This is a genomic window from Streptomyces sp. NPDC048172, assembly GCF_043202595.1.
Classification (GTDB): Bacteria; Actinomycetota; Actinomycetes; order Streptomycetales; family Streptomycetaceae; genus Streptomyces.
This window is the reverse complement of sequence record NZ_JBIDAT010000002.1, coordinates 55,062-70,185: the sequence shown is the minus strand read 5'-3', so window position 1 is coordinate 70,185 and position 15,124 is coordinate 55,062. Positions and strand designations below refer to the sequence as shown.

16 protein-coding genes are annotated in these 15,124 nt (G+C 72.0%); 10 read left to right on the top strand and 6 right to left on the bottom strand.

All coding sequences use genetic code 11. From position 1 onward, the window contains the following. Positions 1-177: 177 nt before the first annotated feature. The 3 genes from ACGF3A_RS08800 to ACGF3A_RS08790 all read right to left on the bottom strand — a co-directional run bounded on the left by ACGF3A_RS08800 (position 178) and on the right by ACGF3A_RS08790 (position 3,137). Entirely contained in the window at positions 178-1,299 is a 1,122-nt protein-coding gene (locus ACGF3A_RS08800; RefSeq protein ID WP_393727366.1) for a serine hydrolase domain-containing protein, read from the bottom strand. A gap of 101 nt (positions 1,300-1,400) precedes the next feature. Then, the gene (locus ACGF3A_RS08795; protein WP_393727364.1) at positions 1,401-2,090 is read right to left on the bottom strand and encodes an aspartate/glutamate racemase family protein; all 690 of its coding nucleotides are present in this window, start codon (positions 2,088-2,090) and stop codon (positions 1,401-1,403) included. A 78-nt stretch (positions 2,091-2,168) separates the two neighbouring features. Continuing rightward, positions 2,169-3,137 carry an aminoglycoside phosphotransferase family protein gene (locus ACGF3A_RS08790; protein WP_393727362.1) on the bottom strand — a complete coding sequence of 323 codons (969 nt, stop codon included), beginning with the start codon at positions 3,135-3,137 and terminating at the stop codon, positions 2,169-2,171. Positions 3,138-3,243: 106 nt separating this feature from the next. Between ACGF3A_RS08790 and ACGF3A_RS08785 the strand changes: the two genes are divergently transcribed. Together ACGF3A_RS08785 and ACGF3A_RS08780 are read left to right on the top strand one after the other, a co-directional pair. Continuing rightward, the gene (locus ACGF3A_RS08785; RefSeq protein WP_393727360.1) at positions 3,244-3,903 is read left to right on the top strand and encodes a hypothetical protein; all 660 of its coding nucleotides are present in this window, start codon (positions 3,244-3,246) and stop codon (positions 3,901-3,903) included. A 131-nt stretch (positions 3,904-4,034) separates the two neighbouring features. Next, complete coding sequence (locus ACGF3A_RS08780; protein ID WP_393727358.1) at positions 4,035-4,688, top strand: DUF4232 domain-containing protein; 654 nt, start codon at positions 4,035-4,037, stop codon at positions 4,686-4,688. Positions 4,689-4,713: 25 nt separating this feature from the next. Here the strand turns inward: ACGF3A_RS08780 and ACGF3A_RS08775 are convergent, their stop codons facing one another. Continuing rightward, on the bottom strand, positions 4,714-5,676 hold the full coding sequence (locus ACGF3A_RS08775; protein WP_393727356.1) for a YwqG family protein: 963 nt from the start codon (positions 5,674-5,676) through the stop codon (positions 4,714-4,716). A 182-nt stretch (positions 5,677-5,858) separates the two neighbouring features. Here ACGF3A_RS08775 and ACGF3A_RS08770 point away from each other — a divergent pair, with 182 nt between their 5' ends. The 4 genes from ACGF3A_RS08770 to ACGF3A_RS08755 all read left to right on the top strand — a co-directional run bounded on the left by ACGF3A_RS08770 (position 5,859) and on the right by ACGF3A_RS08755 (position 10,298). After that, positions 5,859-6,971: a TolB family protein gene (locus ACGF3A_RS08770; RefSeq protein WP_393727354.1), complete on the top strand. Its 1,113-nt coding sequence runs from the start codon at positions 5,859-5,861 to the stop codon at positions 6,969-6,971. Positions 6,972-7,042: 71 nt separating this feature from the next. After that, the gene (locus ACGF3A_RS08765) at positions 7,043-7,615 is read left to right on the top strand and encodes an SMI1/KNR4 family protein (RefSeq protein ID WP_393729046.1); all 573 of its coding nucleotides are present in this window, start codon (positions 7,043-7,045) and stop codon (positions 7,613-7,615) included. A gap of 61 nt (positions 7,616-7,676) precedes the next feature. Beyond that, entirely contained in the window at positions 7,677-8,438 is a 762-nt protein-coding gene (locus ACGF3A_RS08760) for a TetR/AcrR family transcriptional regulator (RefSeq protein ID WP_393727352.1), read from the top strand. 234 nt (positions 8,439-8,672) lie between these two features. After that, positions 8,673-10,298 carry an FAD-dependent monooxygenase gene (locus ACGF3A_RS08755; RefSeq protein ID WP_393727350.1) on the top strand — a complete coding sequence of 542 codons (1,626 nt, stop codon included), beginning with the start codon at positions 8,673-8,675 and terminating at the stop codon, positions 10,296-10,298. A 483-nt stretch (positions 10,299-10,781) separates the two neighbouring features. Here ACGF3A_RS08755 and ACGF3A_RS08750 read toward each other — a convergent pair whose 3' ends face one another. Continuing rightward, positions 10,782-11,102, bottom strand: coding sequence for a 4a-hydroxytetrahydrobiopterin dehydratase (locus ACGF3A_RS08750; RefSeq protein ID WP_393727348.1), 321 nt, complete (start codon positions 11,100-11,102; stop codon positions 10,782-10,784). A 13-nt stretch (positions 11,103-11,115) separates the two neighbouring features. Then, entirely contained in the window at positions 11,116-12,282 is a 1,167-nt protein-coding gene (locus tag ACGF3A_RS08745) for a helix-turn-helix transcriptional regulator (protein WP_393727346.1), read from the bottom strand. A 138-nt stretch (positions 12,283-12,420) separates the two neighbouring features. Here ACGF3A_RS08745 and ACGF3A_RS08740 point away from each other — a divergent pair, with 138 nt between their 5' ends. The 4 genes from ACGF3A_RS08740 (at position 12,421) to ACGF3A_RS08725 (ending at position 14,931) form a co-directional block, all read left to right on the top strand. Then, positions 12,421-12,702: a hypothetical protein gene (locus ACGF3A_RS08740; RefSeq protein ID WP_393727345.1), complete on the top strand. Its 282-nt coding sequence runs from the start codon at positions 12,421-12,423 to the stop codon at positions 12,700-12,702. A 2-nt stretch (positions 12,703-12,704) separates the two neighbouring features. Next, the gene (locus tag ACGF3A_RS08735) at positions 12,705-13,052 is read left to right on the top strand and encodes a hypothetical protein (protein WP_393727343.1); all 348 of its coding nucleotides are present in this window, start codon (positions 12,705-12,707) and stop codon (positions 13,050-13,052) included. A gap of 74 nt (positions 13,053-13,126) precedes the next feature. Further along, a complete protein-coding gene (locus ACGF3A_RS08730; protein ID WP_393727341.1) occupies positions 13,127-13,324 on the top strand; it encodes a hypothetical protein in 198 nt (65 codons plus the stop codon). A gap of 2 nt (positions 13,325-13,326) precedes the next feature. After that, positions 13,327-14,931 carry a recombinase family protein gene (locus tag ACGF3A_RS08725; RefSeq protein ID WP_393727339.1) on the top strand — a complete coding sequence of 535 codons (1,605 nt, stop codon included), beginning with the start codon at positions 13,327-13,329 and terminating at the stop codon, positions 14,929-14,931. The last annotated feature ends 193 nt before the right edge of the window (positions 14,932-15,124 follow it).

Sequence of the window (15,124 nt, the reverse complement as noted above, 5' to 3'; positions counted from 1 at the left end):
GTTGCTGGCCGCGGCCGTCGTCGTGGCTTGTCGCGCAGTTCCCCGCGCCCCTGAGACCTCAGGGGCGCGGGGAACTGCGCGAGCAACCCTCCACAGCCCGCAGCCTGCGACCGGCAGGCGGGGCAGCCCCTGCCCAGCAGCCACAGCACAGGGCAACCATGACCAGGCCGGACACGGCTAGCCGCACAGCGCAGCGTCCAGCACGGCGTCGATCGGCCCGTCGACCCCCTCGTCGGCGGGCCAGTCGGCCAGGTTCGCGGAGAGGACCACGCGCCGCTCGCCGTCCCGCGTCGCGAAGGCGAGCGTCGCCCAGCCCGGGATGCCGCCCGTGTGCCCGACCGCCGTACGGCCGCAGCTCAGCTTCAGCTTCTTGAGCCCGAGCCCGTACCGCGCGCCGGGCTCCCCGGTGGGGACGGTGCGGTTCATCTCCCGCCACTCGGCGGGGCGCAGGAGCTCTCCCTTCGTAAGAGCCTTCAGGAACCGGTCCAGGTCGCCCGGCGTGGAGACGATCTCCCCGGCCGCGCCCGCCAGGGACGGGTTGAGCGCGGTGACGTCGGACCCGCCCGCGTACCCGTGCGCGTGCGGACCGCGGAGGCGCGGGTCGTCGCCGGGCACCCGCGTGTGCCGCATGCCCAGGGGCCGCAGGATCCGGTCCCGCACCTCGTCGCCGTACGGGCGTCCCGTCACCCGTTCGACGATCATTCCGGCGATGAGGTAATTCGTGTTGGAGTACGCGTACTTCGTGCCCGGCGGGAACGCGAGGGGCCGCGCGGCGGCCTTCCGTACGCGCTCGGCCTGATCGTGGTGGCGGAAGCGCGTACGGGCGAACTCCTCGCCCGTCGGCAGGTCCCGCGCCACGTCGTACAGCCCCGTCGTGTGCCGGAGCACCATCCGTACGGTGATCCGCTCGCCCAGACCGCGCGGCAGCAGACCGGGCGGGAGGTGGCGGGAGACGGGCGCGTCGAGCTTCAGCCGCCCCTCGCCGACGAGTTGGAGCAGCGTCACCGAGGTGAACATCTTGGTGGCGCTGCCGATACGGAACCGCCCGTCACGCGGCACCGGGGCGTCCCCCGACCGTGTCGCGCCGCCCGCCCTGCCCCGCCAGGCACCGTCCCCCACGGCCACCCTGGCCTGCGCCCCGACCGCGCCGACGCGGACGAGCCGGTCGAGGTCGCGCTGGATCTCGCGCTGGATCTCGCGCGGCCGTTCCGCGCTGTCGGCGGCAACTGCTGGCAGGGCGAGCGCGCCTGTCGCCGCGGTGGCGAGCAGGCAGGTGAGCAGGGAGCGGGCGACGCGCATGGTGTCCCTTCGGTCCGTGTGCCGGGCGATTCCGTCCCGTCCATTCCACGGCACACGTCACCGCAGGTCACGGGGGTCAACCCCCGTGCGGAGGTTCGGAATTACCGAAGGGCCAGGTCCACCGCCGCCTCCGCGTGCAGCCGCGTGGTGGGGAAGACCGGCACGGGGCTGTCCCCGGCCCCGATCAGCAGCTCGATCTCCGTGCAGCCCAGCACGACGCCCTCGGCGCCCCGCGCGACCAGGGAGTCGATCACGGCCCGGTACTCCTCGCGCGACGCGTCCCGTACGACGCCGACGCACAGCTCCTCGTAGATCACCTGGTGCACGCGGGCCCGCTCCGCCGCCTCGGGCACCAGGACGTCGAGCCCGTGCGAGGCGAGCCTGCCCCGGTAGAAGTCCTGCTCCATGGTGAAGGCCGTGCCCAGCAGGCCGATCCGGCGCATGCCCCGCGCCCGTACGGCCGCCGCGGTCGTGTCTGCCAGGTGCACCAGCGGGATCCGCACCGCGTCCGCGACCTGGTCCGCGACCTTGTGCATGGTGTTCGTGCAGATCAGCACCATGTCCGCGCCCGCCGCCTGCACCGCGAGCGCCGCGTCGGCCAGCAGCTTCCCGGCCTCGTCCCAGCGGCCCTCCGCCTGGAGCGTCTCGACGTGCGCGAAGTCGACGGAATACAGCACACAGGGCGCCGAGTGCAGTCCGCCCAGCCGCTCCCGCGTCAGCTCGTTCAGCAGCCGGTAGTACTCCGCGGTGGACTCCCAGCTCATGCCGCCCAGCAACCCGATCGTCTTCATGCCTCACTTTTGCACGGAGGCCCGCCCGCGGTCGTACGGATATCGGGCTGTCAGCCGTCGGCCGTCAGCCGCTGGCCGTCAGCCGAACCGGTCGTGGTCGTCGAGGACGTCGCGGATGACCCGGCGCTGCGCGGCGGCCTCCGTCTCGTCGGCGGGGTCGCGCTCAAGGCTCTGGGCGAGCACGAGCATCGCCTTCCACAGGGCCCAGCCGCGGGCCCGCGCCCAGGTGTCCGCGTCGTGCCCGGCGGTACCGGCGGTACCGGCCGCACCGGCCGCACCGGCCGCGCGGCGGAACGCCTCGCGGCTCCCGTCCGAGCCGGAGAACAGCACCCACGCGATCACCAGATCGCACGCCGGGTCGCCGACGCCTGAGGTGCCGAAGTCGATGACGGCCGTCAGCTTCCCGCCGTCGACCAGCAGGTTCCCGTGCGCGATGTCGCCGTGGAACCACACCGGCGTACCGCGCCACTCGGCCGCGAGCGCCGCCTCCCACACGGCCTCGGCGCGCGCGGTGTCCACGTGCCCGCGGAGCCTCGTCAGACAGCGGCGGGTCTGTTCGTCGTAGTGCGCGGGGGAGGCGCCCCGGTAGAAGCTGTGCGCCCCCGCGGGCGGCCCGCCCGCCGTCGGGCACCGCTGGAGCGCGTGGAGGAACCCGGCGACGTCCGCCGCGAACCGGGCCATGTCGTCCACGCGTTCGTAGGACGCGGTCTCGCCCGGCAGCCAGCCGCGTACGGACCACGGGTACGGATACCCCTCGCCCGGCTCGCCCTCGGCCAGCACCGGCGGTACGGCCACGGGGAGCGAGGGCGCGAGCCGGGGCAGCCAGGTGTTCTCCTTGGCGACGGCGGGCGCGTACCCCTCGGCCGTCGGCAGCCGCACCGTCATCTCCTCGCCGAGCCGGTACGTCCGGTTGTCCCAGCCGTCGACCTCCACGGGGACGACGTCGAGCCCGCGCCAGCGCGGGAACTGGGCGGCGATCAGCCGCTTCACGAGCCCGGCGTCGATCCCGGCCCGCCCGTCGGGCGGCTCAAGCTCACTGGAGACCATCCGAGGATGGTGCGGCCCCGCGACGGGCCCCGCAACGGAATTCGGGCGCGGGCGGGCCGGGCCGCTGTGCACACTGGGGCGGTGCGGAGGAGGGGGAGGCCTGCACATGGAGCAGCGGGTGACGGTGCACAGGGCACGGCTGGGCGCCGACGAGTACCGGGTCGTACGCCCGTACCGTCCCGCCCCGCGTCTCGCCGTACGCGCCGGGCCCGACTTCGTCTCCGTGTACGCCGACCGCGAGGGCGCCGCGCAGCTCCTCGCCCTGTGGGCGCTGGCGGCACGGTCGGCGCGTTCGCTGATCCACCTGCCGGTACGGGGCAACCCGCCGCCGGACGACCCGGCGGTCGCGGAGGAGCCGGACGCGATGGACCTCGTCCTGGTCCACCACAGCCTCCAGTTCCCGACCGGGTCGTGGAAGCGGCTCCGGTCCCGCCTCGGCCCCGGCGCCCTCCGGACGTCGGCCACCCCGGACGACGACTTCCCGGCCGAGGCCGAACTCGACTTCGCGCGGCGCGACTTCCGCGAGTACCGCGACCACCTGGGCTTCGCGGTCGCCGCGCACACGTTCTTCGTCGTGGGCAGCGCCCGCGCCTTCCGCCAGCACGCCGCCGAGCTGCGCGGCCTGCTGGCCGAAGCGCCCTCGTACCTCCACCACCACCCGCACGGTCACTTCTGCCTGGAGTTCACGTCCGGCCCCTGGGCGGCGCCGCGCAACCGGCCGCGCGTACCGGGGCTGCTGCACGTCCAGTTCTGCGACACGTGGTGATACGTGGTGAGCGGCGTTCCGCGTTCCGTATTCACGTGTAACAGCCACGTATTAGGCCGCCCCGCGACGGAACGGCCGGTTGCCCGTGCCGTGTCCCAGGGAGCAGCAAGGCACCCCCACAAGGAGGAACGATGCGTCTCCGGAACCTCTCCCTCGTCGCCATGGCCGTCGCCGCCGGACTCTCCCTCACGGCCTGCCAGGGCGACGACGACTCCTCGGCCTCGTCGCCGTCGTCCGGAGGCAGCTCCCAGAGCGACTCGGGCGGCGGCGGGAAGGGGGACACGGACACCGGCGGCTCGGGCGAGGGTTCGACGGGCGGCTCGGGCGCCTCGGGCGGTTCGGGCGGGGGCTCGGCGGGCGGCTCCACCGGAGGTGGAGGGTCCGCCAAGCCCTCCTCGGCCTGCAAGACCTCGCAGCTCGCGATCAGCCGCAACCACGGCATGGGCGAGGGCGACATCCTGGTCCACCTCATGAACACCGGCTCCGCCGCCTGCACCCTCAAGGGCTTCCCGGGCGTCGACCTCCAGGGCAAGGACGGCACGGTGAGCGCCCAGCGCAGCAAGCTCAGCGCGCCGACGGTCAAGGTCGCGCCCGGCGACGAGACCCGCTTCACCCTCCACTACCCGCCGAACGACTCCGGCGGCTCCGGCGTGACCTTCCACCGCATGACCGTCACCCCGCCCAACGAGACCCACTCCAAGACCCTCAGCACCGACATCAACATCCCCGCCTCCGACTCCTCGACCCCAGCCGTACGGGTCGACCCGGTCGGCACGGGCAAGTAGCCCCTGTGAGGGCGGGGGGACCGGGTCAGCCGCACTGCCAGGTGAACATCGCCCGGTCGAAGCGGCACGCGGCCAGGTCGCGCGGCCGTATGAGCCAGTACAGCGTTCCGGCGTCGCCCCACTCCATCCCGGCGGCGTCGTCGCTGTCGAACTGGGCGAGCGGCACCCAGCCGTGGGCCTCCTCCGCGAGGGCGGGGTGGTCCCAGGCGGGCCCCTCGTCCCCGCCGTCCCCACCCAGGACGGCCGCCGCGACCTCGATCTCCACCGGGTTCTGGACCGCGTGCGCGTGCCCGCCGATCTGGTGCCCGGGGGCCTCGTCGAACTCCCACACCGCTTCGAGGAACTCCTGCGCGCACACGGGATGCTCGTACCGGTGTCCCAGCGGTGCGTCGGGTGCGAAGGCGTCGCGCAGCCGCGGATGCCAGGGCTCGGCCGCGCTCATGCCCCGCCGGGCGGTGAGCGGAACCCTCGGGTAGGGCGTGAGTCCGGCGGGCGCGGTCCGTCCAGCGGTGGGACCGGGACCGGGACCGGGATCGGTCCCGGTCCCGCTACCGCTACCGATACCGGTCCCGGTCCCGGTACCGTCGGGCGGCGTGTGGACCACCCGCGCGCCCGCCCAGCTCTCCCGCTCCTCGGGCAGCACCTGGGCCTCGCCGTCGTCCAGTTGGCCGTCGAAGTAGAAGAACGACAGCGTCCCCTCGCGCGGCAGCCGCACCTCCTCCTCGCTCTCCGGCAGCGAGGCACGGTCCAGCGAGGCACAGTCCAGCGAGGCGATGAACGACAGCGCCCCGTGCCCCGGCCAGTACGGCCACTCCACCCCCGCCGGAAGCCGCGGCGCCCCACCGAGCTGTCCCACGACGAGGTCCCCGTCCGCGGCTGCTTCGAGCCGGACAGCGGGCCGGAGCAGCCCGAGCCACCGCTCCGCGGCGTCGGAGGGCAGGTGCTGACGGGCGAGGGCGCGCAGAGCCTCAGGCGATCCGAATGTCATGCGTCAGATCATCCACCGCCTCCGCAACAGCGCCCGACGGAAGCGGACCGCTCTCACATAACCGAAACCGCACCTCACATACGTCATATGATGCATTGACCCCACAGTCCCGTCACGGTTGCATGCTCGTGGTCCCCCGGCGGGGCGCCGGAGCAGGGACCGCGTCCTGCATGGGGGGAAAAATGACAGGAACGGCGAACCGGAGCACCACCAGACGCATACGGGCCGCCCTGAGCGCGGCGGTCGCGGCCTGCGCGGTCACGGCGGTGCTGCCCGGCGCCACAGCGGCAGCATCAGCGGCAGCGGCGGCCGACTCACCCGGCATCGAGCGCATCAGCGTCGCCTCGGACGGCACCCAGGGCGACGCCAGGTCCGCCGACGCCGCGATCTCGCCCGACGGCCGCCGCGTCGTCTTCTCGTCGGCGGCGCAGAACCTCACCTCCGACATCCCGTCGACGGGCGACAAGGTGTACGTCCGCGACCGGCGGACGAGCCATACCCAGCGGATGGGCCACCTGGCCCCGACCGAGCCTCCGACGATCAGCGGCGACGGGGACTACATCTCCTACTCCCACGAGTGGATGGGCAACGTCCGGATCCGCCAGTACGAGCTGGCCATGGGAAGGTCGATCTCCGGCAACTGCTCGCTCTTCAGCTGCAGTCAGCCCTCCCTGAGCACGGACGGCGGCCTGATCGCCCAGATCAGCGTCTCCTACCGGCAGCAGACGTACGGCCAGCGCGTCGAGGTCGAGGAGAGGCGCACCGGCACCCTCAAGACCATCGCCACCTTCAGCCACACCAAGCCGTCCCGCCCGTCCATGAGCGGCGACGGCCGCTACGTCGCCTACCAGGACGCCGAGGCCGGGGACGTCTTCGTGCACGACCGCACCACCGGCACCACCTCGGCGCCGGTCGAGGGCCCGTCCCAGCAGGCGAGCCTCCTCCAGCTCAGCGAGGACGGCAGCAAGCTCGTCTACCTCTCGGGCACCGACACCTACGTCCACGACGTGAGCGCGGGCACCCGCCAACTGGTCCCGGACGTCCGGGGCGTGGCCATCGACCCCACCGGCCGCTACCTCCTGTACGCCCCGCACGACGCGGCGGACGGCCCGTCCCTGGTCCTCCGCGACCTGCGAACGGGCACCGACGAAACCGTCGCGACCCAGCCCGCCGCAGCCGGGACCGACGCGGTCAGCGCCGGCGGCCGCGACGTCGTCTTCCACTCGGCGGCCGACGACCTGGTCCCCGACGACACCAACGGCGCCTCGGACATCTTCGTCCGCCGCTTCTACTGACGGCCGCCGAGACGGACGGGTAGGCGGACGTACGGACGGGCGGGACGGGCTGCTTTCCTTGCGGCATGGACATGGAAACGGAACACGCCGACCCCGCGGAACTGGCCGCCCTGCGCACCGCCTTCGCGGCAGCCGAGGGCGCGTCCGCCCTCGGCTGGGAGGGCGCACGCGCCTTCGAGGCCGAGCACGGCATCGTCCTGCCCGAGCCGTACCGCACCTTCGTCGCGGAGATCGCCGACGGATCGCCCCTGGGCCCGCCCGAGCGCGGGCTGCTCTCCCTCGCGGAGATGGCGGAACGCACGGAACCGGAGTACCTCGCCCGCCCCTTCCCGCTGACCGAGGAGTGGCTCGGGGAGTGGGACGACGGCGTCGACTCCGACGACGAGTTGTACTGGGAACGCCTCGAAGACCTCACCTACGACGGCTCGCTCTACCTGGGTACCGAGGGCTGCGACATGGACTGGCACCTGATAGTCACCGGCCCGGCACGCGGCCACATCTGGCTGCTCGACGGCGAGTCCGCCGTCCCCTTCGGCACGGACCGGGGCCAGATGCCCGGCACCCCCGGCTTCGCCGGCTGGACCTCCCACTGGTCCGCGTCCCGCCCCTGGTTCCCCGACCTGGACGAGGTGGTGAACCTCTGACCTCTCAGACCCCTCACCCGGAAAAGCCCCGTCCTCGAAGGTGTGCGCTTCCCCCACGAACATGTTCGCTACGATGAGCGTCGTGGGTGTGAGAAGAGAGCCGGTCAGCCGCCGGGAGCGTCCGGCCAAGCCCGCCCTGTCCCGGCGCGGAATCGTGGACACGGCCGTGCGGATCATGCGGGCCGAGGGGCTGGAGAAGGCCACGATGCGCCGCCTGGCGCAGGAACTGGACACCGGTCCGGCATCGCTCTATGTGTACGTCGCCAATACGGCCGAGCTGCACGCGGCCGTCCTGGACGCCCTGCTCGGCGAGGTCGACCTGACCGGCCGGGAGGGCGGCAAGGGCGGCAAGGGTGGCAAGAGCGACAAGAGCGACAAGAGCGGCAAGGACTGGCGCGGCCAGCTCCGCGCCGTCATGACCTCCTACACCTTGGTGCTCTTCGAGCACCCGCAGCTCGCCCGGTCCGCTCTTGTCGCCCGGCCGAGCGGCGAGAACTACCTGCGGCTGATGGAGCGCCTCCTCGACCTCCTCTCCCGCAGCGGCGCCGACCGCGAGCAGGTCGCCTGGGGGGTGGACAAGCTCCTCCAGGACGCGACGGCCACCGCCGCCGAGCAGGCGACGCGTGAACACGACCCCCGCTCCGAGGACGACTGGAGCTCGGCCGTCGGCGTGCTGCACGCCGTGGACGAGACGACGCATCCGGCGATCAGCGCGCACATGCCGCAGTTGGTCAGCGGCACGGCCGAGGACCGGCTGCGCTGGAGCTTCGACGTGCTCGTCAACGGCATCACGGGCACCCCCGTGCCCGGCCGGGCCGACTGAGACCCGCGGGTCCGGCCGCTGCCACGCGGGTGAGCGTCGCTCACCCATGCGTAACGAAGCATTCGCCTCGCTGAACCGGCTGACGCCGGATCCATCCGAACACATTCATTCCGAACACGTTCGTTACGACCTTGCTCGTAACGAACGTGTTCGTTAAGCTGGGAGTGACAGACGGCCCGGCAGCTGACAGGAGTCCGCGCGCCGCACCACTCACCACGCGCGAAGGAGCAGGTCATGAACGAGATCACCCATGCTGCCGACGGCACGACGACCACCGAGGCGGCACCCGTATTGATCGTCGGTGGCAGCCTGGTGGGGCTGTCCGCCGCGGTCTTCCTGACCTGGCACGGCGTTCCGGTCGTCCTGGTGGACAAGCATCGCGGCAGCTCCCCGCATCCGCGTGCGATCGGCTTCACCACCCGCACGGTGGAACACTTCCGGCAGGTGGGGGTCGACGTGCCGCCGTCGTCGCAGGGCATGAAGCCGCCGCGGCGGGCGCGAGTGGAGAGCCTGACCGGTACGTGGCTGGAGGAATACCCGTGGACACCGGGCGGCGGGGGCGCCTACGGCGCCGAGGACTCCCCGGTGCACGCGATCGCGATCACCCAGGACAGGCTCGAACCCCTCCTGCGTGACCGGTCCGTCGAGCTGGGCGCGGACCTGCGGCTGGGTACCGAGCTGACCGGCTTCGTCCAGGACGACGACGGCGTGACCGCGACACTGCGTCGCCGCGACGACGGCCACGAGTACCGCCTGCGCGCCCAGTACGTGGTGGCCGCGGACGGCGCGACCAGCGCCGTGCGGGAGAAGCTGGGCATCGCCCGTCACGGGGCGGGTCCGCTGTCGGTGCAGCGCAGCATCCTGTTCCGTGCGCCCTTGGACGAGTATCTGCGGCACGGTGTGGTCCAGTTCGAGATCGAGCAGCCGGACTTGAAGGCGTTCCTGACCACCTACTCCGACGGGCGGTGGGTGCTGATGCTCGGTGACGACATCGAGCGTGACGCCGACGAGCAACGGCGGGTGGTGCGGCAGGCGATCGGCCGTACCGACATCCCCGTCGAATTGGTGACCACCGGCCGCTGGGACCTGGCCGGGCTGATCGCTGACCGCTTCTCCGACGGCCGGGTGTTCCTCGTCGGCGACGCCGCCCACCAACTGCCGCCCAACCGCGGCGGTTTCGGCGCCAACACCGGAATCGACGACGCGCACAACCTGGCCTGGAAGCTGGCCGCCGTGCTGGCCGGGAGGTCCGAGGCCCGGCTTCTGGACACCTACGACGCCGAACGCCGGCCTGTGGCGGACCTGCGCCATGACCAACTGTTCGCACGCGCCGACTACAAGGCTTACCTGACGGCCCCCCGAACAGACGTGCCGGTGCTCGACGACGCGTCCATCGAACTCGGCCAGCTCTACCGCTCGGCCGCGGTGCTGGGCGCGGACGCCGGCCTGCCGCCCGCGCGGCGACCGGAGGAGTGGTCCGGCCAGCCCGGCACCCGGGCCCCGCACCTGTGGATCACCGTCGACGGCGAGGAGCGCTCGACGCTGGATCTGTTCCGGCGCGACTGGGTGCTGCTGTCCGAGGACGAGCGCTGGGCCGCCGCCGCGACCCGTGCCGCCGGGCGGTCGGGCACCCCCGTCACGTTCGTACGCATCGGCACCGACGCGAATCCGGTGGAGCCCGACGCCTTCCGTACCGCCTACGGTCTCGAACCCACCGGGGCCGCCCTGGTCCGGCCCGACGGATACATCGCCTGGCGCACCATCACCGCCCCGGCCGATCCCACCCAAGCGCTCAACGCCGCGCTGAACGCCACTGCTGTGCCCACCCGCACCGTCGAGTCGACAGCGACGAAGTCCTGACCATGACCGCCCGCACCGCCGCGCGCCGAGTACAACGACCTGGCAGCGGAGCGCCGACAGGCACAGGAGCACCTCGGCGCCATGGGCAGCCGCGATCTCGACGAAGCCATGATCAGCATCACACCGCCCGCAGCGCGTCTCGACGCGGCGACGGAGGACGCGGAGCGCATGAGCGAGGGACCTGGAAACGCACGCGAGCCCGTCTCGACGCGGAGAACGGGCTCAAGTGTGGATCTGAAAGGTGCCCCCAACGGGGAGTCGACCACATCCGTATGTGACGAGCTGAAATTGTCGGCCACCGTCCCGATCGAGCGCCGCTGTCGTGCTGCCTCCCCCCGCTGATTTTGGAAGGGGAAACCTTCTAAAAGTCGGGGACAGCGTGGGAACCGCTGTTCCCACGCTGTCCTGGGGCGTAGTCGACAGCAGGGGGTTCCCGCCTAACGGGCCCCCGGACGGGGGGAGGGATGGGCCCCCAGGGAGGAACTAGGTCTGAATGACCCCCGAGATGCCCAGTTCGGCGGCGACGCGCTCGATCTCGGTGACCGTCTTGAAGTCCAGCTCTGTGACGACGCCGCCCGCGCTGTAGGTCGTGAGGGAGATCGTCAGCTTGCCCCAGCGGAGGTCGATGTCCGGCTGGTGCTGGAGGCGTTGGGCGGGCTCGACCAGGGCGCGGAGGAATTCCGTGCTGGCGTAGAAGTCGGCCGCGAAGGTCTTGGTGAGGCGTTCCGTGCTGCCGGACCAGCCGGGCCACTTGGCGAGGTGGACAGCGACCTCCTCGCCTGACAGCGGGTCCCGTTCAGCCATGTCGCGTGCCCCCTCAGATCGCGTGCGCGCCCTTGAGCAGTCGCCGTGCTTGTCGGCCCGGCGTCGAGCGGTGCCATGGCCTCAACGCCTCCCACGCCTCGCGCAATTCCGCCAGGAAGCGAGGAGAGCCGACCGCGTCGGAACGTAGCGCTTCGGTAAGTACGACTACGGCCCGTTCCGGCTCGCGCGCGTCCGCGAGGGCGATGCAGTGGCGGACCTGGAAGACGGGACGGTCGCGGGAGGGGAGCTTCGGGTCCGACAGGACGTCGTCCCACAAATCCCCGGCCTCCGCTCCGAGCCGCAGTCGGCTGTAGCAGGTGGCGCGCTGCGCCTCGACGTAGTGCGGACCCCGTGTCGCGACCGCCCAGGGGTAGTCGTCGTCGATACGGGGAGCTAGGCGGGCGGCCTCGTCCAGGAGGGCGTCCACCCGTTCCCGCTCGCCGCTGAGCGCGTAGCCGTGCGCGGCCTGCTGGAGTGCCTGGACGCGGACCTTGGGGGCCAGCGCGCGGGAGTCGTCCAGCACGGTCGCCGCCAGGTCGATCGTCGCCGGGCCGTCGCGGCGGTCGGTGTCGAGCATCGCGCGGTTGACCACGGTGTGCGCGGCGAGCTGCCGTTCACGCCCGCGCTGGCTCAGCTCCATCGAACGTCCCGCCCAGTGGTGGGCTTCGTCCACGACGCCAGCGGACTGGTGGAGCCAGGTGATCAGCCCCGCGTAGGCGGCGGAGAGCTGCCAGAGTCGCTGTCGGTCGGAGCCGCTCGCGCCCGTGGCCAGCTCCTCCAGGCCGTGCGCCTGCGCGGTGGCGGCGGGCAGGACACGTCGCGGGCCCAGTACGGCGTCCGCGCGGCAGTGCGCCGCGTACTGGTCGCGGTAGTAGGCGTGGACCTCCGCAGCCGTACCCGGGGGTGGCGGAAGGGCAGCCGCGGCGGTGAGAGCGCCCGCGTCGGCGAGGAACGTACGCCTGTCCACGGCGTCACCTCCGGCAGCGTCGTCCAGCATCGCCGCCAGCTCACCCACCGTGAGGTCGAGCAAGCGGCACAGACGGGGGCACTGCCACGGCTGAGGGCTCGCGGTGCCCCGCTCCCAGCCGCCGACGGTGCTGACCGCGACGTGCATGCTTTCCGCTAGTGCTTCCTGAGTGTAACCACAGGCTTTACGGTGCCGCTTGAGCTGACCAGCCATCAAAACGTCACCTCGCAGGCGTTGTTGCTGCACAGCCTAGCCTTACCGCGATCCGCGCGCGGAAAGTCGGCGAGGGACGCTCTGGCTCTCCGTCGCCCCTGGTTCTTCACTGTCAGTCACGATCAGGAGGGCTGAGAGATGAACGAGAGAACGGGCGAGGCGGAAGCGACCACCGCTCGGTTCGCGGAGGGTGAGATCGTCGCCGATTTCCGGGACGAGGCGGACCCGCACGCCGTCGTGCCGCCCTGGGTCGGCGCGGTGAAGTCCGGGTTCGACGGACCGTCGTACGCGCCCGGCTGGACGTACCGGCTCCTCGGCCCCGAGGGGTTCGAGTGGACCGCGAAGGCGGCCACGGTACGCCGGGCCACCGCGACCGAGCGGGCGGACTACCGGCGCAGGCGCGGGCTCCCGAAGGGCTGAGCATGTCGTACCTGACGATCCGGATCTCCCGGGACAGCGGCCGTACGTACGGGCCGGAACGCCGCTTCGCGGTGGATCAGCACGATTTCCGCCCGGCGCTCACGGAGCGTTTTCCGCCCTGCCGCTGCCCGGACCCGCAGTGCCCGGAGAAGGAGCACGGGGCCCCACCCCTCGCCAGGTGGTGTTTCCAGTGCCAGGGGTGGAGCGAGAACACGATCCTGGTCGCGGTCGTCGAGACCGGAAGCGGTCCCGGCGGCATGGTGTACGCCTGCCGCGCACATGCCCGCGAGTTCGCCAGGGGCCAGGATGCTCCCGACTGGCTCAAGGCGGAGTTCCGGAACGAGGCGTAGGAGCGTTGTCGAAAAGCAGGGCTGAATTCGGCCTTTTTGGGGTGCCACATCCTCGCCCCGAGGGGAATCCGGACATGGAAAGGCCCCCAAGTCCCGCGCCGACCGAATGGCAGCACACCAGCCCCGAACAGGGCGCTGTTCCCCGCCGCTTCACCGGGCATGTTTCCTACCTCACCGGCGCCGAAGGCGAACGCCTCCGCGCCGACCTCGCCCTCGTCCTGCGCGACCTGCTCGCATGGGCCGAGGGCGCTCGCGCGTCCCTCAAGAGGTGATCGTGAACTTCACCGCGAAGCTGTCCGACCTCGCCGTATCCCCGTTCGCCCTGCCCACAACCCTGCTGCGCGGCGAGGTCCGCGCGGCCTGGGTGGGCCGGACCTCCACCGAGGAGCAGCAGGACCCGCGTCAGTCGATGATCCGGCAGTTGGAGCGTGCCAGGTCGGCGCTGCCGGAGGCATGGGTGCTGGTCTGCCACTTCTACGACGTCGAGTCCGGCCGCCTGGAGTTGGAAGCACGCGGCCACGGCACCCACTACGAGCGCTTCAACATCCCGATCGCCCGCGACGGCGGAATCGCCGACCTGCTCACCGAGGCACAGCACCCCGACCGCCGCTTCGACGTCGTCATCTGCGAGAGCACCTCACGCGTGGCTCGGCGCATGTACGAGAACCTCACCGTCGAACGCGCTCTGGAACGAGCCGGAGTCCCCCTCTTCGCCTGGAACGAGCCCATCAAGCTCGACGGTGGCCGCGCGCAGCAGATCCTTCAGCGCCGCATCAACCAGTCCGTGGCCGAGTACGAGGTCCTCAACGCCCTGGAGATGTCCTGGGGCGGCCTGTGCACCCATGTCCGCGAGGGCTGGAACATCGGCAAGCCGCCGTACGGCTACGCGGCGAAGACGTACCGCCACCCCAACCCCTCCCGGGCGGCCAAGGGCGCCACGAAGACCCGACTCGAACCGGACGGCGTACGGAGCGCGGCCGTGACCCGGATGGCGTGCTGGCGTCACTACGAGCGGCTGGGCTACGGCGCCATCGCCGACCGCCTCAACACCGACCCGGAGCGCTGCCCGCCACCCGAACCTCCCGGCGGGCCGGAACGGGCACGAGGGGCCTGGAGCAGGTCCACGGTCGCCGACATCCTCCGCAACCCGAAGTACACCGGCTACCAGGTCTTCAACCGCCGCGCGACGAAGTCCCGGCACGGCGCCCACAACGATCCAGCCCTGTGGATCTGGTCCCCCGAACCCGCCCACGAGCCGCTGATCCCGAAGTGGATGTTCGACGCGATCAACGCCCGCAGCCGCGAGCTGGAACGCTCCCGGCAGGGCGGCCGCCCCAATCCGCACCCGCTGACCCGTCGCACGTACGTCTTCCAGGGCCGCGTCCGCTGCGCCTGCGGACGCCGCATGTCCGGCAGCCACCGCCCGCGCCGTACGTACTACACGTGCTGGCCGAAGGGGAACAACCGAGGCCGCGCGACCCGGGGCACCCGAAGACCGTCTACGTCCGCGAGAACGCCCTGCTGGACGCCGTCTCGTCCTTCCTCGCCGACCGCGTCTTCGGCCCGCACCGCCGCGCCCTGTACGCCGCAGACCTCGCCGCCCTCGACGAGCGCGCGGCCCGCGAACGCGGGACCGAACGAGAACGCCTCCGGCGCACACTCGCCGACCTCGAACGGCGCCAGCGGAACGTACGGGGACAGGCGTCGGAATGCGCCCCGGGCGACCCCTTCGGAGCAGCGCTGCGCGCCGAGTACAACGAGTTGGAAGCCGAACGCCGACAGGCACGGGAGGACCTCGGCGCCATGGAGGAGACCGCACCCGAGCCGCCGAATCCCCGTAGCGTCGAACTCCTGGACGCGCTGCCCTGCCTCGCCCTGAACTTCGCGCGAGCTCCCGCATCGCACCAGCGGCGGCTCATCGAGACGCTTCAGCTCACCGTCCGCCTCAGCCGCGATCTCGACGAGGCCATGATCAGCATCACACTCCCCGCAGCACGCCTCGACGCGGCGACGGACGACGCGGAGCGCATGAGCGAGGGACCCCGAAACGCACGCGAGCCCGTCTCAACGCG

What these genes read in the sequence shown, in the direction of transcription:
- ACGF3A_RS08800 (WP_393727366.1), bottom strand. Translation starts at nt 1,299, where the DNA reads ATGCGCGTCGCCCGCTCCCTGCTCACCTGCCTGCTCGCCACCGCGGCG.
- ACGF3A_RS08795 (WP_393727364.1), bottom strand. Translation starts at nt 2,090, where the DNA reads ATGAAGACGATCGGGTTGCTGGGCGGCATGAGCTGGGAGTCCACCGCG.
- ACGF3A_RS08790 (WP_393727362.1), bottom strand. Translation starts at nt 3,137, where the DNA reads ATGGTCTCCAGTGAGCTTGAGCCGCCCGACGGGCGGGCCGGGATCGAC.
- ACGF3A_RS08785 (WP_393727360.1), top strand. Translation starts at nt 3,244, where the DNA reads ATGGAGCAGCGGGTGACGGTGCACAGGGCACGGCTGGGCGCCGACGAG.
- ACGF3A_RS08780 (WP_393727358.1), top strand. Translation starts at nt 4,035, where the DNA reads ATGCGTCTCCGGAACCTCTCCCTCGTCGCCATGGCCGTCGCCGCCGGA.
- ACGF3A_RS08775 (WP_393727356.1), bottom strand. Translation starts at nt 5,676, where the DNA reads ATGACATTCGGATCGCCTGAGGCTCTGCGCGCCCTCGCCCGTCAGCAC.
- ACGF3A_RS08770 (WP_393727354.1), top strand. Translation starts at nt 5,859, where the DNA reads ATGACAGGAACGGCGAACCGGAGCACCACCAGACGCATACGGGCCGCC.
- ACGF3A_RS08765 (WP_393729046.1), top strand. Translation starts at nt 7,043, where the DNA reads ATGGAAACGGAACACGCCGACCCCGCGGAACTGGCCGCCCTGCGCACC.
- ACGF3A_RS08760 (WP_393727352.1), top strand. Translation starts at nt 7,677, where the DNA reads ATGTTCGCTACGATGAGCGTCGTGGGTGTGAGAAGAGAGCCGGTCAGC.
- ACGF3A_RS08755 (WP_393727350.1), top strand. Translation starts at nt 8,673, where the DNA reads ATGAACGAGATCACCCATGCTGCCGACGGCACGACGACCACCGAGGCG.
- ACGF3A_RS08750 (WP_393727348.1), bottom strand. Translation starts at nt 11,102, where the DNA reads ATGGCTGAACGGGACCCGCTGTCAGGCGAGGAGGTCGCTGTCCACCTC.
- ACGF3A_RS08745 (WP_393727346.1), bottom strand. Translation starts at nt 12,282, where the DNA reads ATGGCTGGTCAGCTCAAGCGGCACCGTAAAGCCTGTGGTTACACTCAG.
- ACGF3A_RS08740 (WP_393727345.1), top strand. Translation starts at nt 12,421, where the DNA reads ATGAACGAGAGAACGGGCGAGGCGGAAGCGACCACCGCTCGGTTCGCG.
- ACGF3A_RS08735 (WP_393727343.1), top strand. Translation starts at nt 12,705, where the DNA reads ATGTCGTACCTGACGATCCGGATCTCCCGGGACAGCGGCCGTACGTAC.
- ACGF3A_RS08730 (WP_393727341.1), top strand. Translation starts at nt 13,127, where the DNA reads ATGGAAAGGCCCCCAAGTCCCGCGCCGACCGAATGGCAGCACACCAGC.